The organism is Haloferula luteola, from assembly GCF_014201715.1.
GTDB classification, from domain to species: domain Bacteria; phylum Verrucomicrobiota; class Verrucomicrobiia; order Verrucomicrobiales; family Akkermansiaceae; genus Haloferula; species Haloferula luteola.
On sequence record NZ_JACHFD010000001.1, the window covers coordinates 115,028 to 140,347 of the forward strand.

Here is a 25,320-nt window from a genome sequence, read left to right on the forward strand (position 1 = left end):
GCGGGGTGCCTGGGGCGGGGTCCGGTCTTCCGGACGGGGTGCGGAGCTGCGGAGGGTCGGCGACGGTTCCTCAATGCCCCCTTCCCTGCCCTCTTTTTATCCATCCCTTGCTCAATAGACTTGCTAACAAGTAAACCTAACTTAATATTTTCCCGCCTTCCTGAAGGCGTTAAATATCAAGTAAAATTTGGGTTTTTGACGATGGGCACAGTTTCACGAAAAGAGGCGCTCCGGGTGAGAGCCTGGGAGAAGTTTTGCGAGAAGGAATGTGGGGTCTACCCACCCAAGCTTGCAGCGGCGGAATTGGGCATGACCACTCAGGGGGTCCGATCTGCCTCAGATGCCGGTTGGATCAGTTACTTCCTGGTGGGAAGAGAACGCTTTTATTCCCGCCGGGACGTGTCACGCTACCGGCACAATCCGAGGCGGCCGGGGTGCCCAAATACCCTCCCTCCCCCTCATCTTGGGACCGCAAATAAGACGCGGGAGATGATTGATTCACTGTAAGTCGTTGATATAGTGTATGTAATGCGGAATCAACTCAAGGGACTGTAGAAAAGAATCGAAACAGCTTGGGGAATCAGGTGCGAAGGTGCATTATTGGGTGTTGAGACTCATTTCAGGGTGAACCACATACTCTAGAGATTCGTTTTGGCGATGTTCCGCAATTCTAAGATCTCTAATCACTGAAATGAAATCACATTATCTTCACTTTCTCCTAATATCCCTAATTTCAAGTCAATTGTTGGCGTGCGCATTTACACCAAGTGAACTTCACTACAACGCACCCAAAGACATTGTTCAATTTGGAGTTTTTCAAAAGGATGCATTTATTCCAGACGAAAAGCCACTCTCACAAAACATATCTCACGATTTAAGGGAGATTGCTCTGAGTCTGCCGATCTGGGATGGCGGATGGATAAATTCAGAGCAATGGATATACAAAAACTCTAGTAGTGGCATTGACTCTCAAGAATGGGCAATCCCGGCGGATGGCGCCCAAATTTCATATAATTTGAGGCGGCTTCATTCTTCTGAAGATGGAGCGATACGAGTTGAATTACGACGCCCCTCTTCAAAATTATTCACTCCTAGCGGAGGTAGATATCTACCATGGACTGCTATCATTAGACGAACCAGCAATGGATGGATTATCGAATCCAACTCAAAGACAATTATTTAGAGCTGACTTAATGACCCAATCTCCGTCATCGCCTTTTCTTCCTTTGATCTCTCATTCGGTCATATTGCCTTCTCCATTTCGGCTTAAACAAATCTCTAAGGCATCGTTTGATCTTCTGGGAGAACTTGAAAAAATTCATATGGGACTTTAAGTTTTTGGTTTTCTTGGTGTTGGAATGCCTCCGGAATCCCAGCAAACTCAATGAGATGCCCAAAAACTTTTGCTTCCTCGAATAGGTATTGGCTTAATCTTAAGGGGTGCGTCTACCAGTTTCACCCGTTCGAAGGCCATTCCCTTCGCTTAGCCATGGCAATGGTGTTTGCATTTCTTGGGGAATGTCGAACACCAATTGCATGTTTTTGATTTCTCAAAAATGAATGAAATCTTCAATCCCCCTAAGCTGTTGATGGTAGGCATGTTAAATTTCACATCTCGACATTATTGTTTGGAGGCTTACCTTCGAACGATGGCATCAACAGGAAGCAGGCTCAGCAAAGCTCGGGAATCTCAAGGCCTCACGGTTTTTCAGGCCTCCTCAAAAACAGGGCTCTCCGCTCAACAAATCGAGGATTTTGAGAGCGATACGATTCACCCAACTCCGCTTGAAATTCGAGGGATTTTAGCTGGGCTCGGATACTCAAGGGATGAGGCTGTTCAGTTTCTGAAGGGGGCGACTGGGACCACAATTGGGGAATTCCAAAGACGGAAGGCGAGTTTACCCCCTGCCCCACCATTTGTGACTTTCTCAAAGGGAAGAATATCACTTCATGACCGGGGTTCGAAACGAAATGACTACTGTATAGAAGGAACCCAGGTCGATTCAGCCGACAAAATCCTATCTCTTATTGATCATTTGTCTCGAAAGGAATGGATCACCAAAAAGCATCTAAGAGATTTTGTTCGATTCTCTTCCCAACTTCTTGACGACTGATCCTAAGAACAGCGGGACAAACTCCAGGCCTCTGCTTTGTTGCCAGCCATGAATTTGCGTGAACCTCCGCTTACCATCTTGCTAACAAGTAAACTAAACTTAAGGAGTTCCCGCTTTCCCTGACGCATTAAATATCAATTAAAATTTGAGTTTTTGACGATAGTCACGGTTTCACGGAAAGAGGTGCTTGAGGTGAAAGCTTTGGAGAAGTTTCTTGAGCAGGTATGCGGGGTGTACCCACCCAAGCTTGCTTCGGCTGAATTGGGTGTGACCACTCAGGTGTCCGATTTGCCTCAGACGCCGGTTGGATCAGTGACTTCCTTATTGGAAGAGATCGCTTTTATTCCCCCCCGAGACGTGTCACGCTACCCGCACAATCCGAGGCTGCTGAGGTCTTCAGATCTCTTTCCTCCCCTCCATCTCGGTACCAAAATCAGACGCGGAAGATGCTTGAAACGCTGTAAGTCGTTGATATAGTGTATGTAATGCGGAGTCGTCTTTTCCCAAGAACGTCTCCTAGCCGTTCAGCTGTTTCATTGTCGGTGGCAACCCGCTGCCCTTCCGTGCCGCGGAGATGACACCGTGACGAGGACCCGTCTCTCACCGGATCCGAATGATGTTCCAGATAGCGAGTGCCACCACTCCGACATTCGTCGGTATCTGCTGGATCCCCGTCAAGGGAGGGAGATGGAGAGCATCCCCCAGAGAAATCATGCACCAAGATTTCCAACCACTGAGCCTTCCAACCGTGGGCGGAAACGGCGGACATCGCCGAACACCCCTTCCCGGAGTCTTCTGGGCAACGCAGAGAGCCGTTGAAGACGATGGGATTCTCTTGACGGACTTCAGACGTTCCAATGAGCGAGGCTTCTGATTCCTGATCCATCGGCTCCCCCTTCAGCGGCCAGAATGATTTGGCCGTGTGGACAAATGGGTCACGCAGCCAATCCATTGAGGCAGCGAGGAATACGCAGGAAAGCGTCGATCTCGGCGATCCGGTCGTAGCGAGTGCCGATTCGACGGAAGCACTTGATACTCCCGAAGAAGTTCTCAACCACGTAGCGGCGTTTGCCGACATCCTTCACTTACAAGTGCTGAGACTCCGGTTCTTGCGGCAGGGAATGTTGGCAACGCCTTCCAATGCACAGGATCGATGGTCGGATCGTGTCGCTGTCGTAGCCCATGTCGGCCATTACCACGAGTCCGGCCATTTCCCCGAGTACTTCAATGGCGCTGCTCCAAGTCCGACTCGCTGCTTGGCACAAGCTTGAGGTTGATCAGCTTGCCTCTGCTTTTGGTAACCGCGTTGAGCCTGGAGTTTCGTCCGCCTTTGGTCTTGCCGAAGCCTTGTTGCTCCGGGGTTCTGGAGAAGTGGCTAGCGCCCTGATGGACCTACGCGTAGGTGGCGTCGATGATCTTCAACTCATCGACCGCTGCCGACGCACGTGCCGTTTCCTCGACCATCCGTTTGAACAAGCCGCGTTTGGTCCATCGGTTGTGGAAGCGGTAGACGCTCTTCCTTTGGCGATCCTTCGCGGGGAGTGGGTTCCACTGGCAACCCGATACGAGGATCCACCCGATGTCGCCAAACGTTTTGAAAAGATCGGCCAGAAGGCGGCCTTCAATCTAAATGCAGGTCAGCACGACCTATCGTTAGGGCAATCTTTAACTTGCTCGAGAATCACGTCCGATATCTCTGTCACATAATCACTCAAAGCACCAATGGAGCCCAGAAATCCTTTGATCTCTCAAGCACTTCAATTTGTCCACACGGACTTAGCGTGACGACTGAAACCATCCGCTGGCGACTGAAGCAGATCTATGGCAAACTGGATGTTCACGGTCGCATTGAGGCCGCTCTGTGAAGTCCATCAGCCTGAAAGAAAATACAGGAGCCTGGATTACGTCTTTCCTTATGAGGGCATCACCATGAAGGCACGTTCGAAGCAAACTACCCGCTTGGGGGGGGCGCTTACGTCTGACGCCACTGGACTTGCAGGCAGTTTTCATGTTCGACTCCGACTCCTCGGCAAGCCTCTCCTTGCTCCGATGTTACAGCAGCTCTCGTGTCGTAGCAGGCCGATTCACACATGCTCGAAGGGGCCCTGCCCGTTCCTCCTCGTAATTCCAGCTGAATTTCAAATCCAAATCCATGATTTATTCTTTGGCAAGAACCGGCCTAGTGGCCTTGGCATCCATGCTCATTTTCACCTCGATGAGTGCCCATGGACAAGGCCCCGAAGGTCATGGATACCTAGACATTCTCGATGAAAATCTCGTGGAGGGTGCCAACTGGAGCGTCGATCCCAATGGTCGCAAGGAGCTGCGTGAAGGGGGATTCAATAGCAGCACTTATCTATACATGACCGGTCAGGACAGCCCGATTTCGATCCGCGGACTCAACATTCCAATCCGCGAAAACCCGGGACCCGGCGAATTCCGCTTCCTTTCCTTCGCCTGGCGGAAATGGGGAAGCGGTCCCATCGCCATCAAATTCGAACTCAGCAACCCAGAGAACCAGGAAGGCAGCTTGGGAGCAAAGGATGACTACACACTCTACGCTGGCGAGCGGCCTCCCAAGAAGGGGAAAGGGCTTCAATTGACCGATCAACTCGGCGGCGGCTGGCAGGACATGCCGCTCGATCTCTGGCAGACGTTCGGCGAGTTCACCGTCACCGGACTCACCTTCATCGTCGAGTCCCGCGATGCTGGCTTCGATGCCGTGGCTTTCGCCGCAACCCTGGACGGATTCTCCTCCTCCGCCCCGCTGGTCCAGCCGAAGATCGCGGATTCCGTGGAAACCGGAGAGTCGGCTCCCAGCAGCAACTCCGAAGCCGTGAGGGAGGACGGTACGACTGACGAGGTGAAGATCGACTGGGCGGGCCAGATCAAAGCCGGCGGCATCTGGATGTATCCGCTCTATGTTTGCGCGATTGCCGCGATGGTCATCTCCGTCCAGCGCCTCCTGACGATCCGGGAGTCTCGCCTTGCTCCGCCCGCCCTTTGCCAGGCTCTTGGCCACGGAGCGGCGAAGGGCAACTTCGAGTCTGTCATCAAAGCCTGCGATGCAAATCCATCCACCTTGGCCAACGTCGTCCGTTTTATTCTCGAACACCCCCACGCCGGCATCGATGTCGTCAATCAGACTGCCGGCGACATCGCTTCACGCGATATTCGAGGTCACCTTGCACGGATCTATCCGCTGTCGTTGATTTCGTCCATTTCCCCTCTACTCGGTCTGCTGGGCACGATTATCGGGATGGTCGAGGCATTCGGCATCGTCGCGCTTTACGGCGATGAGGGTGGCGCAAGCATCCTGTCGGATTCGATTTCCAAGGCCCTGATCACCACCGCTGCGGGCCTCATTGTGGCGATCCCGTGCATCGCGGTCTACTTCACCCTGAAAAACCGCATCATGACGTTCGCCACGCTCATCGAAGTCGAAGTCGAGCAACTCATCACGCACCTCTACTTGCGTCCTGGCTCGAACGCCGGTTCCGGTGTGATGGCCAACGAAACCCACCTCGGAAATAGCTGACCTACGTTATGCGAATCGACTTGGAAGAGGACAACGAGATCGGCGTCGACATGGCACCGCTCATCGACTGCGTGTTCCTGCTGCTGATCTTTTTCCTCGTGACCACGATGATGAAGAAGTGGGAAACCCAGATTCCGCTAACTCTGCCCGAGAGCACCTCAAGTCTTTCGACGAGCAAGACCAACGAGAGTTCTGAAGTGATCGCTTTGGGCATCGACAAGACGCTCTATACCGTCGCCGGGCGCAACACTTACACGGGCGAGACGACCTACAAGCCGATCGACGACCTTGAGCGTCATCTCTCGGACCTCAAGGCAGCCCGCGGCAGCGATATCCCACTGGAAATCGCTGCCGACCGAAGCATCCCCGTCAAGCGGGTGATCGAGATCTTCGACATCTGCCAGCTCAGCGGCTTCAAGCAGACCCGGGTACGACTTGGCAGTCGACCGAACATGGAACCGGAGGTGGAAGCCCCGTGAAGATCAATCTCCATGACAACGAGCAGCCCGAGGTGTCGATGTCGCCGCTCATCGACTGTGTCTTCCTGCTGCTGATCTTCTTCCTAGTCGCCAGCATGGCAAAGGTGAAGAACAAGGACATTTCGGTGGATCTCCCCGAGTCCGAAGCCGCGATCCAGCTCCGTCCCCACGACAACCAGGTGGTCATCGGCATCGACCCGGACAGCCAACTCTACTGGGAAGGCTCACCCTGCACGACGAACTTCCTGCTCGAGCAACTTCGCGACCTCTGCATTGAGGACCCGGAGCGACAGATCCGCGTCGACATGGATAAAGAGGCTCCGTTCGGCCGCTTTGTTGAAGTGATGGACGCTTGCCAGTTCTACGACTTGAAAAACGTGGGAATCCGCACCTTCGATGAGAGCTACAATCGAGACTGACCGGCGGGCAAAGCTCGTGTCTTGGTCAATCGCGGCAGTCGTCGCGATTGTCGGTGCACTCGTGATCGTGCTGACGCCCAAGCCAGACAACAGCAAGGTGCGCCTACCCGAGCTGCAGGTGCCCAAGCTTCAAAAGCCGGACAACTCCAAGAAGAACAAGAAACCGCTGCCCGAGGAACTTGTGGAGGCGCGTCTCGAATCGTCCGAGATGATTGTCAGAAAAGAACTCCGCAAGCGGCTCGATCTCTTTGAGGAAATCAACCGGGAGGTAGCCTCCGAGCTGGTAAGCCATCTCGAAGCCGTCGCGAGCCGCCCGCTCCACGAGGGAATCACGGCTGATCCCAATGACGTTTCGTCGGCCCGTGAGATCATCGATTCGCGACCCCCGACTCTGGGCGACGGCCCCACTGTGGAGGATTTCTACAACCAACTGGCGGCCTATGAGGATCGCATCCTTAACAGCCATCTGGCCAATCTTGCCGCTGCCAAGGCACTTAAGGAAGGAACCTCGTTCCCGGGTGTCCTCGAATCGATGCAGCAAATCGCCACCCGCATGCCGGACTACGGGTCGCTGGTGGATGAGGTGAAGAAACAGCATGGGATCGATGGCAAATGGTTGCCTCCCAAAGGCCACCGAAGCACCGACGACATCAACCGTTACCGTGAGCTTCTCGGCCAGACCTCCCGACAATCCGGGCTTGCCGAAAGCCGCTTGCTCGGGCTCGTCAGCAAAGTGGGTCGCAAGCCACCACCGCCAGTCCAGGCAAGGAGTAAGGGCCCGAACGGTGACGGCGACGGCGGAATGAAGGTCGAGAGCGCCGAGATCAAGAAGGCGCTCTACAACCTCCACGAACCGAAATTCGAGAGTGAGGAACTGGTCGCCGCCCAGGCGCTTCCCGGCCGCCGCTTCTCCCGCAACTCCGAGCGCCGCGGATGGCTCTACGTCAACACTTGGTACATGATCGGCCCCTGGGACTCCCGCGGACGCAATGATTTCTCCCTGAGCCACCCCCCCGAACAGGGTGTGGATCTCGATGCCGTTTACCACGACGGCCAGGTCGGCCCTGGAGTGGCCGAGACCGACTCCCACTGGCTCAACGTCGTGGGTGACGAAGTCGAACTTGATGGCACCCTGCGCTGGAAGTTCATGCAGAGCGAGGCGATGCACAATGTGATGCCGGTCACCACCGACCGCTCGACCTGCTACGCGTACACCGAACTCTATTTCGACGAAGCAGAAACCATGCTGGTGGCCATCGGAACCGATGACAGCGGCAAACTGTGGATCAACGGTCGCGAGATTTGGAACGACGCTGGCGCGAGCTGGTATCACATCGACGAGCACCTTGAGCCGATCGCTTTCCTGCAAGGCTGGAACCGGGTCCTCATTCGAATCGACAACAACGGTGGCTCCGCCAGTGGCTTCAGTTTCCTAATCTGCCCGCCCGATGCCCCGGTTCGCGACGGCGCTAGGGCCCGCTAGAGCCTGACACAGCTTGCAGCCGCCCAACCCGCTTTTCGCACCACGACTCCCTAAATCTCCTTTAAGCCAAAACCCATGACCCAACACCTTATTTTGGCGCTCGCTCTGGCTTCATTGGCTTCAGCCAAGAACTTCGACTGGGAGGAAGCCGACGTCCTCCGCGTCCATACGGAAGCACCCCGGGCCACCACCATGGCCTTCCCTGACAAAGACTCCGCGCAGACCCTGCTACGACTGGAGTCCACCTGGTGCCACATGCTCAACGGATCCTGGAAGTTCCACCACGTCGGCAACCCTGCCAACAACCCGCATGGATTCGAGATGCCCGGTTTCGACGACTCGACGTGGGATGGAATTCCCGGTCCGTCGAACTGGCAGCTCCATGGGTATGGCATCCCATCTCCCTCGATACCCACATCACCTATCGCCAAGATTGCCGCGAACTTCCGGGGCGTCGGTGACAAGGGCGCGAGCTGCGCCACTATCCGCTCGGATGCGTTCGACGCTCTTTGGGAGGCCATGCGGCGTGGCAACCCGTTGGCCCATCCCGAATGTGTCGACGCTTTCGACATTCACTCCTGCCGCATGGTCGAAGGGATGGTCAATTACCCCCTGCTCTCTGAATGACAAACTCTCGCTTATACCTTCCGACGATGCGTGCTCGTCACCACTCGGTTGCTGCACTTCTACTGGCGGCCCTGACGACGGGCGAGGTTCGAGCGGAAACGAAGCCACAAGTCGTGATCCTCCGGGGTGATGCTCCCAGCAAACTTTTCGAAGGCATCGGCATGGTCAACGGTGGCGGGGCAACCTCGGTCCTGCTCAAGGACTACCCGGAGCCCCAGCGCAGCCAAATCCTCGACATGGTTTACAGGCCGAAGTTCGGCGCCTCGGTGAGCGCGCTGATGGTCGAGATTCCCGGCGACGGCAACTCGACCCAAGGGTCGATGCCCAGCCACATGCATACCCGCGACGACCTCGACTACACCCGCGGATACACTTGGTGGATCCTTCGCGAGGTCAAACAACGCAACCCGCAAATCACCCTTGATGGCGCAGCGTGGAGCGCGCCCGGGTGGATCGGCAACGGTGAGTTTTGGTCGCAGGACGCCGCCGATTACTACGTCCAATGGCTTGAAGGTCTGCGTGACGTGCACGGCATCGAGCTCGATGCCATCGGTTGCCGCAACGAAAAGGGCGTGAGCTACGAGTTCGCGAAGAAGCTGAGGGCAACTCTCGATGCCAAAGGATTCGACAAGGTACGACTGCACGCCTTCGACAACTGGCCCGACAACAAGTTCGACTTCGTGAACGACATGCTAAAGGACGAGGATTTGCGCGATGCGATCAACATCCTCGGCGCTCACGTTCTGTTCGCCAACAAGCACGCCTCCGAGGAAGTGCAACGGACGGCGGCGAAAATGAACAAGCCAATCTGGAACACCGAGGACCACGTTTACCTGAAAGGCTTCGATTGCGCGATCACGCTGGTGAAATGCTTCAACGAGAATTTCATCCGCAGTGGTGCCACCCGCATCGTGAACTGGTACGACATCGGCGGGGTGTATCCGATCGAGCCCTACTCCGAAGATCCGCCGGTGATCCTCGCGCACTCGCCATGGAGTGGACACTACGAGGTGCGCGAAGCGCTGTGGGGCTACGCTCACTACGGCCAGTTCACCGAGGCCGGCTGGGATTACCTCAAGGACTCCTGTGGCGACCTCCACGGCGGCGGCACTTTCGTGACGCTGAAGTCCCCGCAAAAGGACTACAGCGTGATTCTCGAAACCAAGGATGCCGAACGACCACAGCAGCTCCGCTTCGAGGTCGGAGGCGGCTTGTCCGGAAAAGAGCTGTGCGTCTGGCGAAGCAATGAGGCGGACCAGTTCGTCCAACAGGAATCCATCAAACCGAAAGGCGGCGAGTTCACGCTTACCCTCGAGCCGGATTCCATCTACTCGCTGTCCACCACCACCGGCCAGCAGAAGGGCGGCTTTGACGATATTCCGGCCGCCAAATCCTTCCCCTTCCCCTACTACGAAACCTTCGAAAGTTACGAATCGCCCGAGGCTCACGGCGGGCTGCCGCGCTACACGGCGGACATATCCGGCGCTTTTGAGATCACCGACCGCCCCGGCGGGAGCGGAAAATGCATGCGCCAGGCGGCGCCGATTCCCACCCTCTCGTGGGCCCCGGATTGGCAGCCCTACACGATCATCGGGGACGACAAGTGGACCGACTACGAGGTGTCCGCCGACGTCCGACTGGACCCCGGTGATTCCGCTGCGGTGATGGGCCGCGTGAACCACGTGGGCACTGGCTGGGGTTTCATTCCGAAAGGGTATTTCCTGGAACTTGGTGCCGACGGCCAGTGCCGCCTCGTCGTGATCCGTGGCAAAACGGACAAGAAAACGCTTGTCGGCGATGCCGAGCAGCAGGCCGCCATCGCTGCTGCGAAGGACGACAGCGAAGGGGGCGAAAAGGAACTCGGAAAAGCCACGGTCCCGGGTGTTCAGCCCGGCGGATGGCACCAACTCATGCTGCGCTTCGAGGATTCCACCATCACCGCCCTGGTCGATGGCAAACCCGTGATCAGCGCCACCGATGACCTCTATGAGCACGGCATGGCAGGTCTGCTGGCCGGTGCCCGGAAAAAAACCCTAAGCATGCCGTATTTCGACAACCTGCAGATTAAGGCAGTCGGCACTCCCACGCCGGATCCATCAACAGCCCTGCCCGGCCAGTCGCCGATCTACGATATTTCCCGTTAGTCCAGCTCGCCTCCAGCCCAAGACCTCTGCCATCCTTCGCCTACACGCCCTCTCCGCATCGCTCGCCGGACTCGGGATTCTTCTGCAAACCGCCAACGCCTTTTGCTCCTCGGTTTTGGTGCTCCCCGTGTTTGCAGGGCCGATGCGATTCGAGGAAGTCGCGGTGAAGTCCCCTTTCGACATGCCGGCCCTCAAGGTCCCGGTGTTTCCGGAGTGGGATTTTGCCATCAGTGGCGCTGGCGTGCTCAATGCCGGATGGTCTTGCTGAAAAGGTTGAGGATGAGAACTCCCACGACAATGAATGCCATTCCGATGGCGGCCGCGAAGTCGAGTTTTTGGCCAAAGCGCAACCATCCCACCACCGCGACGAGAACCACACCGAGCCCGGCCCAAATGGCATCGGCAATTCCTACTGGAATGGCTTTGAGCGAGAGGGAGAGGAAATAGAAGGTGATCGCGTAGCCCATGACGGCCAATGTCGAAGGGGTGAGTTTGGTGAACCCTTGGCTGGAGGCCAAAGAAGCGGTGGCAAAGACCTCGGTAGCGATGGCGATGGTGAGAAATATCCAGTTTTTCATCAGATCGAATGGTGATCGCCAGAGACATCGTGAGGCGCTCTTCGCCGGGAAAGTGTCAATGGGTTTCTCGTCATCCATTGAGCAAGCCGTTTGGAAACCACTTCAAAGCGGACTCTAAGGCGACTGGCTCGTTCGATGGAGCCTCTGGTGCATGGGCGAATCGGCAATAAAGTTGGGGAATTTCGGCCACAACCGGATGCCTATTGAATCACGAGTCATGGTTGAAGACCCATTTGGCCCTTCAGTGAAGACATTCAGGCTCTCCCCTGCATAGGATCTGAACATGATGGCTTACTTGACTGAATTTTCTTGTGATTCCTAAGATCTTGTCTATTCATCTTCACGATTGGCCCTTATGACATTGAAATGAGAGCATCCGCAAACACGGGTCACCACCTCACAAAGAAGACTGACCTTGAATCCTTTATGGATCATGCGATTTGAGACCCATAGCCCTATTTCATCATGAAACCTACCCTGTTTGGCACGATTTTTGGATTCATTATCGCCATTTCCCATGCTGCCGACAGGCCGAACATTCTCATTATCTTTCCGGACGATGTGGGTTGGGAGAACATCAGCGCCTACAGCCATGGAACGATGGGCTACCGCACTCCGCACATCGACCGAATTGCCAAAGAAGGCGCAATGTTCACCGATCATTACGCCCAGCCTTCTTGCACTGCGGGCAGAGCCGCATTGATATCCGGTCAGTATCCGATCCGCAGCGGCATGACCACGGTTGGCCGACCTGGTGCGGCACTCGGACTCAAGCCTGAGACCCCGACCCTGGCGGAGGTACTCAAGCCGCTCGGTTACGCCACCGGGCAGTTCGGCAAGAATCACCTTGGAGATCGCAACGAACATCTTCCGACCGTGCATGGCTTCGATGAGTTTTTCGGCAACCTCTATCACTTGAACACGCAAGAGGAATTCGAGCAGCGCGACTACCCGAAGGACCCGGAATACTTCAAAAAGTTTGGGACGCGCGGGGTCCTTCATTCATGGGCAACCGACACCGACGACCCAACCGTCGATCCTCGCTTTGGCAAGGTCGGCAAACAGAAGATCGAGGACACCGGGCAACTGGGAAGAAAAAGGATGGAGACCATGGATGGTGAGTTCATCAACGCCAGTCTCGACTTCATGAAACGCGCCCAGGAAGCGGAGAAACCATTCTTCGTCTGGTTCAACCCATGCCGGATGCACATGTACACCCGGCTCAGCGACGAGCACAAATACCTCGCCGCCGATATCACCACTGAGCACGATGCCTATGGCAGTGGTATGATCGAGCATGACATGCAGGTTGGAGAGTTGTTGGACGGCCTCGAGAAGCTCGGCGTCTTGGATGACACGATCATCATCTACTCGACCGACAACGGTCCCGAGCACAGTGCCAAGCTCCACGGCGGCACCACTCCCTTCCGGGGTGAAAAGATGACGACCTACGAGGGCGGTGTTCGAGTCCCAATGATGGTTCGCTGGCCGGGTCACATTCCAGCAGGCAGGGAACTCAATGGGATTCAATCCCACATGGACATCTTCACGACACTCGCCGCTGCAGCCGGAGAGCCCAACGTGGCAGAGAAGATGAAGACCGAGCGCAAGCAGTACATCGACGGGGTCAATAACCTCGATTACTGGACAGGGAAGAGCGAAGAAAGTGCGCGCGACAACTTCATTTATTACCACGAATCGACGGTCCGCGCCGTTCGCTACAAGCAGTGGAAGCTCCACTTCGAAACCAGCGAGAATTACTACGCTCCTTACTTGAAGCACAAGTTTCCAGTGATGTTCAACATCCGCTTGGATCCCTTCGAGTCCTTCGACGAGATCGGTGACCGCTCCCAGGTTCTTCAAGCCAAGCAGTGGATCAATGAACCGATCCAGCATCTGCTCGGAGAGCATGTTCAGTCTTTGATGGACTACCCTCCTGTGCAGAAAGCCTCCACCTTCGATTTCAGCGCGATCATGGAGCAGTTGATGTCCGGCAAGCAATAGGCGGGTGGAATACTGCACCCTTTACTTTCCCCGGGAGTCCAGCCCATTGGCCATCAAGGAAGCAATTTGAGAGCCGCGGGTCTCGCCGGGGAACCCTGCCCCCCCTGCCCTACTTCAGGGATGGTGAAGACCGAGATGGGTCATCGCATGGTTCGGATTTTGGACCTCCGGCGGCGTGAAGAAGACTTCTTTGCCCTTTCGAGTCCCCCTTTCGGAGTGGCTGATTCCATGCAGATGGAGCACGCCCATGGTGCGCGATTTCGCGCAGGCAATGGAGTTCACCGTGCCGATCCAATGTCACCACGATCGTTCACAACTTAGTCACTTGAGTGCCCTTGCGAGACCGGGAGTTTGGTTTTCAATCTCTCAGTCAACGGAACCGAGGATAACCGTCCAAAATCGCCGCCGCACCGACCAAGTTGAATGATGAGAGAATTGTCGCCAGTTCTAGCATGGTTTCTGATCGCCACCTGCGTCGATTCAGCTGAAGTGAAGAACGAGTCGGATTTAATCCGCCAGCTTATCTCGCTTCTGTGCGGGGGACGCCCTGAGGCTCCGTCACCTTTGATTCCGAAAGGCTCACAGTTGAGATTCGGTGCCGGTGGTGAATCTCACCCAAGCTGCCGGACTGATCTGAACTGAGTCCATTTTAAAATGACCATCCTGAGCTTTCCAAATCCGCCGTCGTCTCGTCAGACACCCGATGGGTTTTGAAGTTCGAAAAAACTATGAGCACTCGCATTCAAGAATTTGCAGACCGGCGCTGGACCCTGGCGATGCGCACTTTCGTGGGGGTGGTTGGCCTAGCCATCACTGCTGCGTCTTGGTTCACGATCATGATCTTGTTGTCGTTCTGGAGGGAATCCTCGGATTTTCCGAATCCCTTTGTGTCGTTCGCAGGCACATGGGGCCTCGTCCTTCTGGCCATGGGTGTCTCCATCTACTGGATTGTTCGTTGCGTGACGGGGGCTCGTTGGCGACCAGGAGATGGGTTGCTGCTCGTTTTGCCCGCTTCGTGTCTGGTTTTATACCTCGTCCTCCAAGGATTCATCTAAAGCGCTACCCGAATCGGGATATCCGGAGGAATCATCCATGCTGGATTTTCAGGTCGGACTCGCGGCGCCAGGAATGCGGTAGTCCGCCTCTCTCGTCGTTGAAGAGCACTTCAAGGCTATCGACGGAGGATCGATTTTCGACCCTTGAGGTTGCTGTCGAGTTGTCACGGATTTCCGGTCGCCTCCTGGGCGCGAGATGGCTAGGGATTTCCCGTGATTCGGATGTTTGCGGCCATACTTCTGGGGGTTTTTCTCAGCCTTCCTTGCCAGAGCCATCAGATTGACGAGATCAGTGGTAGCCTTGAGACGTCCGAAAGTTCTTTGCAGATCCGTCTGCTTGTCGACGCAGCCTATGCCCTCCCAGAATCCCGAGGGGACGAGAATCCAGAGGTCCCCGACCTCGCTTGGCTTCGGTCCCAAACCCCCGAGGCCTGGGAACGGATTCGAGATGAGGCGACTCATTATCTTCAGGAATGCCTAAGGGGAGATGCCGATGGAAAGCCGATCCAATGGGAAGTCACCTTCCCCGATTTCGCGACCGATCCCCCTCGGTTTGTTTCTGAGGGGGATCCCGAAATGCCCCCCATGTTGGAGGTCGTGGCAGAAACTCCACTGCCTCAAGAAAGGTTGGTCTTGAGTTGGACCGAGCCACTGGGAGTCGTGCTGATTTTGACAACTTCCGATGAGATTCTGCCTGTGGTCAGTGGGGATCGGATCACGATCTTTGAGCATGAAGGGGGTAGGCCATCGAAGCTTCATCGACCTGGCTTCATCCGGTGGCTCCAGATCGGCTGGGAACATATTCTTCCTCATGGGACCGATCACATTTTGTTCATCCTCGGAGTGTACCTCTTACTCCCGCAGTGGAAATCATTGTTGAAGCAGAGTCTGACATTCACCCTGGCACACTCAGCGACTTTGATTTTCGCGGCTCTAGGGTGGGTCAACCTTCCCACGACCCCCATTGAGGTTTTGATCGCTCTCAGTATTTCATGGATGGCTTGGGAGAATCTTAGGAGGACTCCGCTGGATGCACGGCGGTATGCCACGATTGCCGGCTTTGGCCTGATCCACGGCCTTGGCTTTGCGAAGATGTTGCAGCCGCTATTGCCGCCGGGCCGGCCCGATCAATGGGCCATCGGGATCGTTGGATTCAATTTGGGTGTGGAGGCAGGACAGATCGCCGTGCTGGTGGTGGCCTGGAGTTTGAGTTCCTGGTGGCAGCCTGCCGCATTTCAAAAATTGCGTTTCACCGGGTCTCTCATGATTGCCGCGGTGGGATTGTATTGGGCGTTCGAACGGGGAATTTCCGCGTTCCTCTAGAGTTGATCCGCCACGGTTTCGGCGATTCGCGAGAGCACTTCGTCGACCTGAGTGGGGTCCAAGGGGTCACTGTTTCGGAAATCCACCCGAAAAACCCGCCGAGCCAAAGCTTCGACAAAGTCAGGTTGCGCGGTCGCCAAGTTAAGCTCCCGATTGATTGCCATACTCAAGGTATCGTAGTTCGCCGATCCCACCATCGCCCAATCATCGCAGACCAAGGCTTTCAGGTGGGTCATGCCACGATAGGTCATGACATGCCCTCCTGCTTCGATGATATCGGCCGCCGCGGCCGCATTGGCCATTTTCATGAGCTGAGAATCGGAGGTTCCTGGAAAGATTACCTGAACGTCCACGCCGCGTTTCGCAGCGGCGATGAGTTCTCTTTCGATGGTATCGCTGGAAAAATAGGGGGTTTCCATCCAGACCCGTTTCTGCGCCGAGCGAATCGCAGCGATCGCCGTCGAAAGGATCTCAAAGCGAGCATCCACCACATCGGTGCGAAGGACGCGAATTCCGTGCAGAGGATTTTTTGAAGTAGGAGGCATGGGATCGAGCCGATCCGCCCCTGGAATTCGTCCAGGGAAACGGCAGGACTGCCAACGGCGGTCAAAATCACGCGAGACAACTCCCGTGACGGGACCCGTCATGCGCACCATCATGTCGTGCCACTCGGTCCGGTATTCCCGGCCGATATTCATTCCACCGACATAGGCGACTCGTTGATCGAATACGAAGAGTTTGGAGTGATCCGCAACCAACCATGGATTTAGAGTTCGCCGCATGGGGACCGGGTAGGGCTCTTTCTTCAAGAGTTTGGCGATATTCGATGGGGACTTGAATCCTTCCGGTGCTGGGGTCTCCGGGGGGACGGTGGAGGACAGCGCTGTGCCGAGGTCGTCGAAGAGCACTCGCACTTTGAGATCGGTCGAACGGCGCTTCAACTCTTCGGCGAATCCCACGGCAAAGTCGTCGTTGTCGAAAATGAAGACCTGCACATCGATGGATGATTGAGCGCGCGCCATTTCCTGCTCCACCGAGGAAAAGAACTCCTCCCCCCCGACCTTCAATTCGAGCTGCCCATCGACCGGCTCTGGAATCCCCTTCCCTGTGAGCCAAGCTTCGAACTCAAGAGTTCCGGGTGCTGCTGGTGGAGTCTCACCAAAAACTGCGTCGGGGGGTAAGTTTCCGGCAAGCAGTTCGGTCGGCCGACGGAGAGCCATCGCCACACCAGTGACGGCGTAGTTCACGGGAGACCGCAATGCTGAACTGACGTAGGCGCGACCGACGGTGGTCGCCAGTTGTCCATACCCTTGAACTGGATGGCTCGCGGCTTCTCCTGCCTCTTGCAAACCTGCCATCCGCAAGGAGGCACCGCAAGAGCTGAGCAGGATTGCCGGCCCTAACCAGCCTCCCCTTTTGATTCCCCGACGCAGTGCTTTTCGACTCACCCTGTGAGGCTACTACGATAGTAGGTGAGCGCGAGTCCGCATTTTGTCGGTCGCTCACGCGTTTCAGAGTCGAAGAATGGCGCGGGTCAACCGGCGATTACAAACTTGGGGTCGTAGAACGTGAGCGCTTTCACTTTCCCATCCGGATCGTCGTAAAAAACGGCGACGTAGTTGCCCGCTTGGTCAGGTGACATCTTGCAAATCGGATTCTTCTCTCCGCGCAATCGAACGACGACATCGCCACGCGAGCTTCCGAGGTCAACGGTCTGAGTATTGAAGCGTTTGACCGAGCGTTCTTCGTAGGCTTTGCGCGCTTCCGTCGCGACATTGAAGTTCACGTTTGGCAATGCGCACACGCTGACCACCGTCAACCGATAGCCTCTCTCTGGATCGGATTGCTTGAGTCGGAGAACCTTCGATTTCCAGATGATGGGCTGCTCTGGATCATCGGTCTCCTCTTTCTCTGCAAAGGCAATCAAGGTGGTGGTCGCTCCCGCAACGACATTGACCGTAGTGCTGCCCTCTTCCACGCCATCTTTCCGGACGGTGACGCGACGACTTCCCGGAGGAAGCCCAATTCCACCGGTGCGCTGACCGAGTTTGTAGCCTTTCGGATAAAGCACCTCTCCATCCACCAGAATTTGCGTGTTCCCCTCTCCTGGAGCGACGGCATTGACGATTCGAATGAAACCGACTTTGGGCGCCGACTCCTGAGCCTGGAGGATGGACAGGGTGAAGAGGGCTGCGAGCAGCTTAAAAATCGTTCTCATAGATCACTCGGGGACGGTATTCAGCAGGATCGATGGCTCCAGAGGATGTGCGATCTCCTGGGTCGGCGAAAATTGTAAACACCTTGCGTGATTCCGCCAGTACAACGGGTGCTGCAGTGGAGGTCGACTCACGGGGTGCCAAAGCCTGGCCTACCACCCAAACGCGGAAGTTTCGCGATCGTGGGGTCGTGGCGTTGTAGACTCTTTCGAAAATTTCCTCCGCGGCCGAATCGTCCCATTCGATCATGTCGCCAGCCTCCATCAACTTGGGATTCCCAAAAACGAGATCCTCATCTGCATCCTCGACGGAAGCGAGATCGGCGGCACAGGTGATCGGTCGACTGCGAATGATGGCATCGGCAATGATATCGGCCGGTTCGGATTTGCGCGGGGCTCCTTGATCGACCAGGCGAGTGGGTGGGGCCATGAGGGTGGTCGCCTGATGCGATCGCGTGATCTGCTCGGCAAGGGCTGGGTCCTGCTTGAGATTTCCGACGACCAACGCACGCAAGACATCGCGGGGAGCCGTATTGACGTTGACCTTCCCGTCGATTCTCACGAGAGACCCGGTCCAGTCCTCTTCGTCTCCATCCATTCCTGCATGGAAGAGATCCAGCAAATGGGCGGCATGCTTTCCGGGAACCTGAAATCGGGGATGTTCTGGCCGACCAATCCGCAAGGTGTTGCCACCTCCGTATTGGTCGCTGGACGGGGAGGCATCGAGAACCAATGGCCAAATGTATTGGCCCGATGGCAGACTTCCGCCCCGAATGGCGCTGGTCTCTGCCGCTTTCTCATAGGTCGGCATCCACATGATGGGATCGTAAACCCGTCCGAGTTCCGACTCGGAAAAGAAGCGGCCTTGATTTGAAAGTCGAGTGGGCGCCTTGTCTTCTTCCGGAGAGGGCCATCCTTTCATGAACTGCTCCGCATCGGGGTCGATGCGTTCATCCCCCTTGGCGCTTCCGCGGCCGGCAGCGACCCCGGCAGGAATCGATCCAAACGAGCTGTTATGGCCACCATCGGGCCACTCTGATGGCATCACTCGGCCGTACACTTTCGGTTTTGTCGCTCCATCCCCTTGATAGATGTTTCCCCATCGAATGTTTCTACGGCCCGGGCTGTAGTTGTCAGGATAGTCATTCGGATCCTGATTGATGGTAATGTAGTAGGCCATCCGCGGATCACCCATGTTGTTGACGTAGTCGAAGGAGACTTCCGAATAGCTGTGCCCGGAGACAGTGGCCCAAACGCCTTGGCGAGGCATCGCCATGGTGTCGAAGGGGTAATTCAAGGTCATGTCCGGGTGCTTCACGTTGCCGCGGGACTGATCAACGATCACGCCGTTCCAGCGCATGCGGTAGCCCACTTCGCCCTGATCCTCCCCCATCAACGTCATCGGACTGGTGACCCAAGCCGACGCAGGGCCTGCATCGATTTTGTAAAAAACCTCTCCACAGGAGATCACCCGGTATTCGTTGGGGCGCATCGTGATATTCTGACTCGGAAACCAGTAGTAGCCGTCGTTTTTGTCGAGCTGAGGAGTCGCGACATCCGGGTCCCCAAGCAAGTCGTCTCCGCCAAGGTTGAGATCGGGGATCACTCCCAACGAGAAGGTATAGTTGGTCTCGTAACTGAGTTGAAACTCTCCCGTCACCTCCTGGTTGGTCATGTTCCAGAGTTCGACGAAGACTTCACCCGAAAGGCTGACATACTTTCGGCCGTCGACAATTTTCACGTCCTCCCACCGAAATTTCACGAGGTGCTCACTCACCATCGGGAATCCATCGATTCCGCGATACTGATCGGCTTTCACTCTCGGCTCGTTGTCCTCATCGGCGTAGTCAAACGCGTTGGCAGCGAGGGTTTCCAGATAGTTGTCGGGAAAGCCCCCCTTACGATCAACAAACTCTGGCAAGGCACGGTCCACCCAGTCGGCAAATTGAGTGACCGCAGCAGAGTCGGAGCCACTCCGCAGGAGTTGATTGAGGTTGAGCTTCGGCTGACCGGCGACTTGCTCGGAAATCCCCGCAGCAAAAGGAACCGTTGGACGCTCGTCGTATGGCTGCACCCCGGCGACCGCATTCTGTTCGATGGAGGAGGCCAGGTCGTCATCGAGTTTGCCCTCTTCGTTTCGAGTCAATGGAGGGGTTACCCCCACCGCAGCGAGCACCGACCCCGGTGAAATCAAGAGATCGCGTGATTCCTCCAAGCGATCATCCACCCTGCTTGAATCATCATCTTCCGTGTTGTCGGGATCCAAGGCATAGAAAGCGGCCTCGGTTCCCTCTCGGCGCGAAGTGTCTGAATTCCACGCCAAACCCGGTGCCGTGGCGGGATACTCCACCCGCTCTTGCTCGGTGTTGACTTGGGTCGCGTCGAGCTTGCCCTGCAAATCCTCCACCCAAAAGGCATAGCGACCCACCACTTGGTCATCGTCATCTGTCACATCGATCCAACGTGCCCGCGCATCCTCTTTCCAGGGGAGGGTCGTGAATGAAGTGGTGTCCTCGCCCAAATATGAGGAAACGGGCGAAATGTCGGTGAGATCCGATGCTGAGAACTCCTCAGTCTGACCGGAAAACAGGGGCGTCACTTCAAAGTCCACTTCCTCTCCCCCACCCTTTCCCCGGGCAAGGAACAAGTAATCGAGCCCGTCTTTGAGGGCTTCGGTGTTGGCTTCGTCGGTCTTCGAGAAAACCAGGTAATCATCATTATCGGTAAGTTCGCGCAGTCGCGTCCGAACATCCTCCATGCCCGATTCCGCCATCCACTCGGCGCGCTTCACGTCGACGTAGGAACGAGCGGTCTTTCGTTCGATTCCCACCAAGGCCAGCAAGCCGACGGTAAGCAGCAAGATCGCCGCCATCACCACCAGAACCGCGGCGAGTGTGAACCCGCGCCTATGAGGGGTGCGCGAAGTTTTGGATGACTTCATAGAATTCCACTTGGTTGGATTCCTCCACATGTTCGGAATCGGGGATCAATCGACTTTGTTCCCAATCTTCTGAACGCATCAGTTTCGCGGCCAACTCGCGCCGGGCGAGCAAAAGTTTCAATCGAAAGGCTTCCGGTTGAGTGGTGCCGGAACTCATTTCCCCCTCCTCCATGTCGTGCCACTCCCCACTCTCCATCCGCCTCAGTGGCGTGACTCCGAAGGACAAAACTCCAAAGGCAACCGGTTCGTCCGCATCCGTTTTGCCAAATAGAGATGCCACATTGCCTTCTTTCACGGCTTCGAATGTCGCTTGGCTATTGCGAAACCCTCGCATCAGGCAACGAACCATGCGCCCCCCGGTATCGAGATCGGCCACGTAATAGACCGTGGCACAGAGATCTCCGATGCGCTCGTCGTCACTTTGGGCGTCGTCCGGCTGCAGCATCAAGAAGCCGAGTTGATCGAGCGCCCGGTCTTCCCCTTCGTGTTTCACCAAGGTGTCACGGTGCCACACGGCCCGCGAAAGGTCTTCGCCGATCTGGGTGAGGGACGCGCGGGCTTCGCGCTCCGAGGTGATGCCATCCGTATTGCGACCGTAGCCTTTGCCCGCAGAATCGAGACTCGAAACCGCCAATAAAAGCACGACCATGCCGATGCCCATGGCGACCAACAATTCGATCAACGTGAAACCTCGGGCTCTCGTCACGGCAGCAATGTGTGGAAACTGACCTCCTTGCGTTTCTTCGCGGCACGGATTGCCGGGTGCGCAATCTTCACCGTCACCAAGGTTCCCCGCTCCGTCGTGCGGGTGGTTGCCAAGGCGACAAAATACACCTCCTCCTGACCTGCGGTCGGCCTGACGCCGTTTTCATACTCATCGTCTCCTAAGGGGCCGATCAGCGACCCATCGCGGGAAAACCCCAAGGGTTTGGCACCGGAACCTTCAGAAAGAACCGGGAACTCGTCCAATTTTCCATAAACGGCAGACGTCCCACTACGGGCCTGCTCCAACTCCATTTTGACGTATTCGGCAATCGCGGGAGCACGGGTCTCGGCTCTCGCCACGCGCGTTTCATCGCCAGCTTTGGTCATGGCCGCCAAAGACAGGGGAATGGCCACGGCCAGCACGGCCACCGCCACCACCGTCTCGACTAATGAAACCCCAGCAGGGGTTTTGCTACGAAATCCGTTCCTCATTGGCTCAATATCCATGGCCTCGCAACCACCCTCCCAATCCGAATCACCGTCCTTCCCTCTCGATGAATGAATTCTCCGTGCTGGTGCACACCCGATGCAAGAATGACCACCATGGGTTTCGAGCCCTTCGGAGATAGCATGCCGCCGCGAGCAGAAAATACCACCATGGGAAGTTCCGCCTGAAGATCTCCATTTCTCCAGGTCAACGAGGTGCGCTCCGAATCGACGACATTTTCCAGCGAATCGAACTCCCCGGCCTGAAATCCCACCCCTCCCGGAAGCCCCTGCCAGCGCTGAATCTGAGTTCCCGTGACGGGCTCTCCCGACACCCAATCATCCAATTCGAAGAGGCCCAACCGGCACACCTCGTCACCCATTCCCGCCTCCCCAGGAGACACCAAAACCAAGGCCACCGGCTTACGGCGAGTGATGGCGGTGGTCCGTGCCTGCTCCACCATGGCCGCAAACTTCTCAGTGCCGGTTTTGACGGCCTCCGCTGAGGTCCGTCGAAACAGGCTCGCACCGACGGCTAGCAAGGTCGCGGTGATGCCCACCACCACGAGCAATTCGATCAGGGTAAAGCCCACGGGTCTCCGGGTCCGGAGACGCGCCGGACCTTGGGTCTCATGAAGGAGGCTCATTCCCATGGGTTACTAGAAAAAATCACGCTTTTGATCGTTCGCCAAGCCTCGCGATGCGAATCGCAGGATGTGACGATCCTGCCAACTTCGACCGCTTTGCAAGGGTCCCGATCTTGAACCACATAGGCAGTTTCCATGCCGCCCAGCCTGAGACTCATTGATGCCATCGGGCCTTTCTTCCGAGGATACGAAAAATCCCGGATCAACTGGTCCAAAATCCCTTTCGAACACCTCCAGACTTTCGGTCCCGATCGCGAGGCTCAGTGGACGCGTATTCGGGCGGATCTGACACACTTTTGCCACGAAGTGCGTCGCATCGGCTACACCGCCATCACCCTCGACGATTTGAGCCACCTCGCTCGCCATCCTCTGCATGAGGACGATGTGGCGGCGCGCATTGATGCCTTCCGGGAAGAATTCTCGCGACTCTTCGATTTGGTGCGCGCATCCGGCCTTGGGATCTACCTCACTTCGGACATCCTACCTCTGACTCCACGGCTAGAGGTGAGCCTCGGCCGGGACCGGGCGGCTCTCGACGCCTATTACGCCGAACTGGTCGAGCAGATCTTTTCGGATTTCCCTCAGGTGGACGGATTGATCCTCCGCATGGGGGAAAGCGATGGCAATGATGTGCGCGACCCGATCCGCACCCGTCTCCACCTCACCACGCCGGATCATACCAATCGCCTTTTGCGGGCACTGGTTCCGCTCGCCGAAAAGTATCAACGGCGTTTGATCCTAAGGACTTGGACGGTGGGCGCCTATCGTGTGGGGGACCTCATTTGGCACCGGCGGACGCTTGCTCGGACGCTAGAGGGGCTCGATTCCCCCCATTTCATCGTCTCCATGAAATACGGCGAGAGCGATTTCTTCCGTTATCTCCCGCTCAATCGTGCTTTCTTCAGAATTCCTCACCCCAAGATCATCGAGTTCCAAGCCAGGAGGGAGTACGAAGGGGCTGGCGAGTTCCCTTGTCCCATAGGCACGGACTGCGAACGTTTCGCCGCCGAGCTGAAGCAAGCCGAGAACCTTGTTGGCTTCTCCACCTGGTGCCAAACCGGTGGTTGGCATCGCTTCCGACGTCTCGCCTTCCTTCCCGAGGCGGGAGACGACACGTGGATTCGGCTCAATACCCATCTGATCCATGGCATTCTTGGTGAAGGCCAAACTACGGACGAAGTGATTCGCCATCACTTCGGCGTCGAGCGGGCTGCGGAGGTGATTGAGCTGGTCCGACATGCCGAAACCGTGGTTCGCGATTTGATGTATGTGCGGGAGTTCGCTTCCCAGAAGCTCTTCTTCCGCAGGGTCCGCATCCCTCCTCTCATTCATCTCTACTGGGACTGCTTGTTCATCAATCATCCCGTACGCAAGATCCTCCGCCATCTGGTCCGAGATCCCGAGCGAGCGCTGCGCGAAGGAGAAGCGGCCTTTGCTCTCTTTCCCCGAATGGTCGAACTCGCCCGCCGCGCGGACTTACCGGTCGACGATCTCGAGCATTGGCGAGACCTGTGCGGACTCCTCTGCCTCGCTCGCCGTTACTATTTTCTTCCCTTTGAGGAAGAGATCGTCAGCGAACTCCGCGTGGCCAAGTCCGCCTACAAGAAGCGCTGGCCAAAGACCGTGCGGCAGCGCTATCGCATCAAGCTCTCCTTCCAGCCGTTCCGAGTGAAACGTCGCACTCTCGGATGGATGACCGGGTTGCTCCTGCGAAAGAAGAGAGGCTACCGCATCATCGACCACGTCTTCACCCTTCACCTCCTCGGGTTCATTTACCGTGCCTTCAAACCACGCCGGAAGCAGGACGTGCCGAAGTTTCTGCGGAAATCGGCCATGGGTATCGACTCGCTCTTCCATTGATCGGTGGCACAAAAAACCCCGGCGGGCGCACCCACCGGGGATCGAAAGTCATAGGCCGTGATTGCTTCTAGAGCAATCCGCTGATCAGTTTTGCTTGGTGAAGGTCACCACGTCATCGGAGGTGCCTTCTTCGCCATCCGCACCAGGCGAATAGACGGCGACTTGCTTGCCCCGCAGACGGTATTGCTTGCCGCCCATGGAGAAGCGCAGTTCGTCCTCATAGTCGAGGTTCAGCACCACCGTGAATGGGTTGCCAAAAGCATCAAAGAGGGCTTTCGGACCACGATCTCCGGTCTTGCTGCGAATGACGCCTCCCTTGTTGCCTTTGCCTTCTTGCGGGTCGAAATAGCGGTTCTTACGGCTGTTATCGAGGTCACGTTGGCCGTCCTCTTCCGCCATGAGAATTTTCAAAAGGTCTTCACCTTGCGAAGTATCGGTCTTGATCTCGTCTTGGGTGAAGTCAGGCAGCCGGTTGTAATCGTTGTAGAAATCATTCACCGCCTTCTCAAGTCCCGTGGCGAGGGTTTGGGACTGGACCGTGCGCGTCTTTTTCATCGCTGCCGTCACACCGGCAAAGCTCATCGCAGCCAGAACGGCCACAATCGAGATCACCACGAGAAGTTCGATCAGGGTGAAACCGCGTCGTAGGGACGGGTGGGATTTTTGGGTCATCATCGCAGGTTTTTTGGGATTCGTCGTCGC

At 56.4% G+C, this 25,320-nt stretch carries 22 protein-coding genes; 13 read left to right on the plus strand and 9 right to left on the minus strand.

Translation table 11 applies throughout. The features are described from left to right. Nucleotides 1-691: 691 nt before the first annotated feature. Nucleotides 692-1,183: a hypothetical protein gene (locus HNR46_RS00500; RefSeq protein WP_184014763.1), complete on the plus strand. Its 492-nt coding sequence runs from the start codon at nucleotides 692-694 to the stop codon at nucleotides 1,181-1,183. A gap of 373 nt (nucleotides 1,184-1,556) precedes the next feature. Continuing rightward, nucleotides 1,557-2,114, plus strand: coding sequence for a helix-turn-helix domain-containing protein (locus HNR46_RS00505; protein ID WP_184014765.1), 558 nt, complete (start codon nucleotides 1,557-1,559; stop codon nucleotides 2,112-2,114). A 935-nt stretch (nucleotides 2,115-3,049) separates the two neighbouring features. On the opposite strand, the gene HNR46_RS00510 is transcribed toward HNR46_RS00505, so the two are convergent. After that, on the minus strand, nucleotides 3,050-3,199 hold the full coding sequence (locus HNR46_RS00510) for a hypothetical protein (RefSeq protein WP_184014767.1): 150 nt from the start codon (nucleotides 3,197-3,199) through the stop codon (nucleotides 3,050-3,052). Nucleotides 3,200-3,341: 142 nt separating this feature from the next. Between HNR46_RS00510 and HNR46_RS20765 the strand changes: the two genes are divergently transcribed. The 7 genes from HNR46_RS20765 (at nucleotide 3,342) to HNR46_RS00545 (ending at nucleotide 10,804) form a co-directional block, all read left to right on the plus strand. Next, the gene (locus HNR46_RS20765) at nucleotides 3,342-3,821 is read left to right on the plus strand and encodes a hypothetical protein (RefSeq protein ID WP_246417839.1); all 480 of its coding nucleotides are present in this window, start codon (nucleotides 3,342-3,344) and stop codon (nucleotides 3,819-3,821) included. Nucleotides 3,822-4,266: 445 nt separating this feature from the next. After that, a complete protein-coding gene (locus HNR46_RS00520; RefSeq protein WP_184014770.1) occupies nucleotides 4,267-5,652 on the plus strand; it encodes a MotA/TolQ/ExbB proton channel family protein in 1,386 nt (461 codons plus the stop codon). A gap of 8 nt (nucleotides 5,653-5,660) precedes the next feature. Next, on the plus strand, nucleotides 5,661-6,131 hold the full coding sequence (locus HNR46_RS00525) for an ExbD/TolR family protein (RefSeq protein WP_184014772.1): 471 nt from the start codon (nucleotides 5,661-5,663) through the stop codon (nucleotides 6,129-6,131). Next, a complete protein-coding gene (locus HNR46_RS00530; protein WP_184014774.1) occupies nucleotides 6,128-6,550 on the plus strand; it encodes a biopolymer transporter ExbD in 423 nt (140 codons plus the stop codon). The genes HNR46_RS00525 and HNR46_RS00530 overlap by 4 nt, the downstream gene beginning before the upstream one ends. Continuing rightward, nucleotides 6,528-8,033, plus strand: a complete 1,506-nt coding sequence (locus HNR46_RS00535; RefSeq protein WP_184014776.1) for an OmpH family outer membrane protein — start codon at nucleotides 6,528-6,530, stop codon at nucleotides 8,031-8,033. Before HNR46_RS00530 ends, HNR46_RS00535 begins: the two co-directional genes overlap by 23 nt. A 75-nt stretch (nucleotides 8,034-8,108) precedes the next feature. Continuing rightward, nucleotides 8,109-8,660: a hypothetical protein gene (locus HNR46_RS00540; RefSeq protein WP_184014778.1), complete on the plus strand. Its 552-nt coding sequence runs from the start codon at nucleotides 8,109-8,111 to the stop codon at nucleotides 8,658-8,660. Nucleotides 8,661-8,686: 26 nt separating this feature from the next. Then, nucleotides 8,687-10,804 carry a 3-keto-alpha-glucoside-1,2-lyase-like domain-containing protein gene (locus tag HNR46_RS00545; protein WP_184014780.1) on the plus strand — a complete coding sequence of 706 codons (2,118 nt, stop codon included), beginning with the start codon at nucleotides 8,687-8,689 and terminating at the stop codon, nucleotides 10,802-10,804. A gap of 245 nt (nucleotides 10,805-11,049) precedes the next feature. Here the strand turns inward: HNR46_RS00545 and HNR46_RS00550 are convergent, their stop codons facing one another. Then, nucleotides 11,050-11,382, minus strand: a complete 333-nt coding sequence (locus HNR46_RS00550; protein ID WP_184014782.1) for a DMT family transporter — start codon at nucleotides 11,380-11,382, stop codon at nucleotides 11,050-11,052. A gap of 465 nt (nucleotides 11,383-11,847) precedes the next feature. Here HNR46_RS00550 and HNR46_RS00555 point away from each other — a divergent pair, with 465 nt between their 5' ends. The 3 genes from HNR46_RS00555 (at nucleotide 11,848) to HNR46_RS00565 (ending at nucleotide 15,764) form a co-directional block, all read left to right on the plus strand. After that, complete coding sequence (locus HNR46_RS00555) at nucleotides 11,848-13,386, plus strand: arylsulfatase (protein WP_184014784.1); 1,539 nt, start codon at nucleotides 11,848-11,850, stop codon at nucleotides 13,384-13,386. Between the two features lie 728 nt (nucleotides 13,387-14,114). After that, nucleotides 14,115-14,441, plus strand: a complete 327-nt coding sequence (locus tag HNR46_RS00560) for a hypothetical protein (RefSeq protein WP_184014786.1) — start codon at nucleotides 14,115-14,117, stop codon at nucleotides 14,439-14,441. A gap of 222 nt (nucleotides 14,442-14,663) precedes the next feature. Beyond that, nucleotides 14,664-15,764 (plus strand): HupE/UreJ family protein, encoded by a 1,101-nt coding sequence (locus HNR46_RS00565; protein WP_246417858.1) that lies wholly within the window; start codon nucleotides 14,664-14,666, stop codon nucleotides 15,762-15,764. Here HNR46_RS00565 and HNR46_RS00570 read toward each other — a convergent pair. The 6 genes from HNR46_RS00570 to HNR46_RS00595 form a co-directional block, all read right to left on the minus strand. Next, entirely contained in the window at nucleotides 15,761-17,122 is a 1,362-nt protein-coding gene (locus HNR46_RS00570; RefSeq protein WP_184014789.1) for a phospholipase D-like domain-containing protein, read from the minus strand. The two genes, HNR46_RS00565 and HNR46_RS00570, sit on opposite strands and share 4 nt — an antisense overlap. A gap of 176 nt (nucleotides 17,123-17,298) precedes the next feature. Further along, complete coding sequence (locus tag HNR46_RS00575; RefSeq protein ID WP_184014791.1) at nucleotides 17,299-17,982, minus strand: DUF4397 domain-containing protein; 684 nt, start codon at nucleotides 17,980-17,982, stop codon at nucleotides 17,299-17,301. Beyond that, nucleotides 17,966-20,920: a hypothetical protein gene (locus tag HNR46_RS00580; RefSeq protein ID WP_184014793.1), complete on the minus strand. Its 2,955-nt coding sequence runs from the start codon at nucleotides 20,918-20,920 to the stop codon at nucleotides 17,966-17,968. Before HNR46_RS00580 ends, HNR46_RS00575 begins: the two co-directional genes overlap by 17 nt. After that, complete coding sequence (locus HNR46_RS00585) at nucleotides 20,886-21,626, minus strand: prepilin-type N-terminal cleavage/methylation domain-containing protein (RefSeq protein WP_184014794.1); 741 nt, start codon at nucleotides 21,624-21,626, stop codon at nucleotides 20,886-20,888. Before HNR46_RS00585 ends, HNR46_RS00580 begins: the two co-directional genes overlap by 35 nt. Beyond that, the gene (locus HNR46_RS00590; RefSeq protein WP_184014795.1) at nucleotides 21,623-22,117 is read right to left on the minus strand and encodes a hypothetical protein; all 495 of its coding nucleotides are present in this window, start codon (nucleotides 22,115-22,117) and stop codon (nucleotides 21,623-21,625) included. Before HNR46_RS00590 ends, HNR46_RS00585 begins: the two co-directional genes overlap by 4 nt. Further along, nucleotides 22,114-22,758, minus strand: a complete 645-nt coding sequence (locus HNR46_RS00595; protein ID WP_184014796.1) for a GspH/FimT family pseudopilin — start codon at nucleotides 22,756-22,758, stop codon at nucleotides 22,114-22,116. The genes HNR46_RS00590 and HNR46_RS00595 overlap by 4 nt, the downstream gene beginning before the upstream one ends. Before the next feature lie 135 nt (nucleotides 22,759-22,893). Between HNR46_RS00595 and HNR46_RS00600 the strand changes: the two genes are divergently transcribed. Further along, the gene (locus HNR46_RS00600; protein ID WP_184014797.1) at nucleotides 22,894-24,618 is read left to right on the plus strand and encodes a hypothetical protein; all 1,725 of its coding nucleotides are present in this window, start codon (nucleotides 22,894-22,896) and stop codon (nucleotides 24,616-24,618) included. An 84-nt stretch (nucleotides 24,619-24,702) separates the two neighbouring features. Here the strand turns inward: HNR46_RS00600 and HNR46_RS00605 are convergent, their stop codons facing one another. Beyond that, nucleotides 24,703-25,293, minus strand: coding sequence for a type II secretion system protein (locus HNR46_RS00605; RefSeq protein ID WP_246417840.1), 591 nt, complete (start codon nucleotides 25,291-25,293; stop codon nucleotides 24,703-24,705). Nucleotides 25,294-25,320 lie beyond the last annotated feature (27 nt).

Excerpts from the sequence above, each read along its gene's own strand:
- HNR46_RS00500 (WP_184014763.1), top strand. The coding sequence starts at position 692 with ATGAAATCACATTATCTTCACTTTCTCCTAATATCCCTAATTTCAAGT.
- HNR46_RS00505 (WP_184014765.1), top strand. The coding sequence starts at position 1,557 with ATGAATGAAATCTTCAATCCCCCTAAGCTGTTGATGGTAGGCATGTTA.
- HNR46_RS20765 (WP_246417839.1), top strand. The coding sequence starts at position 3,342 with ATGGCGCTGCTCCAAGTCCGACTCGCTGCTTGGCACAAGCTTGAGGTT.
- HNR46_RS00520 (WP_184014770.1), top strand. The coding sequence starts at position 4,267 with ATGATTTATTCTTTGGCAAGAACCGGCCTAGTGGCCTTGGCATCCATG.
- HNR46_RS00525 (WP_184014772.1), top strand. The coding sequence starts at position 5,661 with ATGCGAATCGACTTGGAAGAGGACAACGAGATCGGCGTCGACATGGCA.
- HNR46_RS00535 (WP_184014776.1), top strand. The coding sequence starts at position 6,528 with ATGAGAGCTACAATCGAGACTGACCGGCGGGCAAAGCTCGTGTCTTGG.
- HNR46_RS00540 (WP_184014778.1), top strand. The coding sequence starts at position 8,109 with ATGACCCAACACCTTATTTTGGCGCTCGCTCTGGCTTCATTGGCTTCA.
- HNR46_RS00545 (WP_184014780.1), top strand. The coding sequence starts at position 8,687 with ATGCGTGCTCGTCACCACTCGGTTGCTGCACTTCTACTGGCGGCCCTG.
- HNR46_RS00550 (WP_184014782.1), bottom strand. The coding sequence starts at position 11,382 with ATGAAAAACTGGATATTTCTCACCATCGCCATCGCTACCGAGGTCTTT.
- HNR46_RS00555 (WP_184014784.1), top strand. The coding sequence starts at position 11,848 with ATGAAACCTACCCTGTTTGGCACGATTTTTGGATTCATTATCGCCATT.
- HNR46_RS00560 (WP_184014786.1), top strand. The coding sequence starts at position 14,115 with ATGAGCACTCGCATTCAAGAATTTGCAGACCGGCGCTGGACCCTGGCG.
- HNR46_RS00565 (WP_246417858.1), top strand. The coding sequence starts at position 14,664 with ATGTTTGCGGCCATACTTCTGGGGGTTTTTCTCAGCCTTCCTTGCCAG.
- HNR46_RS00570 (WP_184014789.1), bottom strand. The coding sequence starts at position 17,122 with ATGGCAGGTTTGCAAGAGGCAGGAGAAGCCGCGAGCCATCCAGTTCAA.
- HNR46_RS00575 (WP_184014791.1), bottom strand. The coding sequence starts at position 17,982 with ATGAGAACGATTTTTAAGCTGCTCGCAGCCCTCTTCACCCTGTCCATC.
- HNR46_RS00580 (WP_184014793.1), bottom strand. The coding sequence starts at position 20,920 with ATGAAGTCATCCAAAACTTCGCGCACCCCTCATAGGCGCGGGTTCACA.
- HNR46_RS00590 (WP_184014795.1), bottom strand. The coding sequence starts at position 22,117 with ATGAGGAACGGATTTCGTAGCAAAACCCCTGCTGGGGTTTCATTAGTC.
- HNR46_RS00595 (WP_184014796.1), bottom strand. The coding sequence starts at position 22,758 with ATGAGCCTCCTTCATGAGACCCAAGGTCCGGCGCGTCTCCGGACCCGG.
- HNR46_RS00600 (WP_184014797.1), top strand. The coding sequence starts at position 22,894 with ATGCCGCCCAGCCTGAGACTCATTGATGCCATCGGGCCTTTCTTCCGA.
- HNR46_RS00605 (WP_246417840.1), bottom strand. The coding sequence starts at position 25,293 with ATGATGACCCAAAAATCCCACCCGTCCCTACGACGCGGTTTCACCCTG.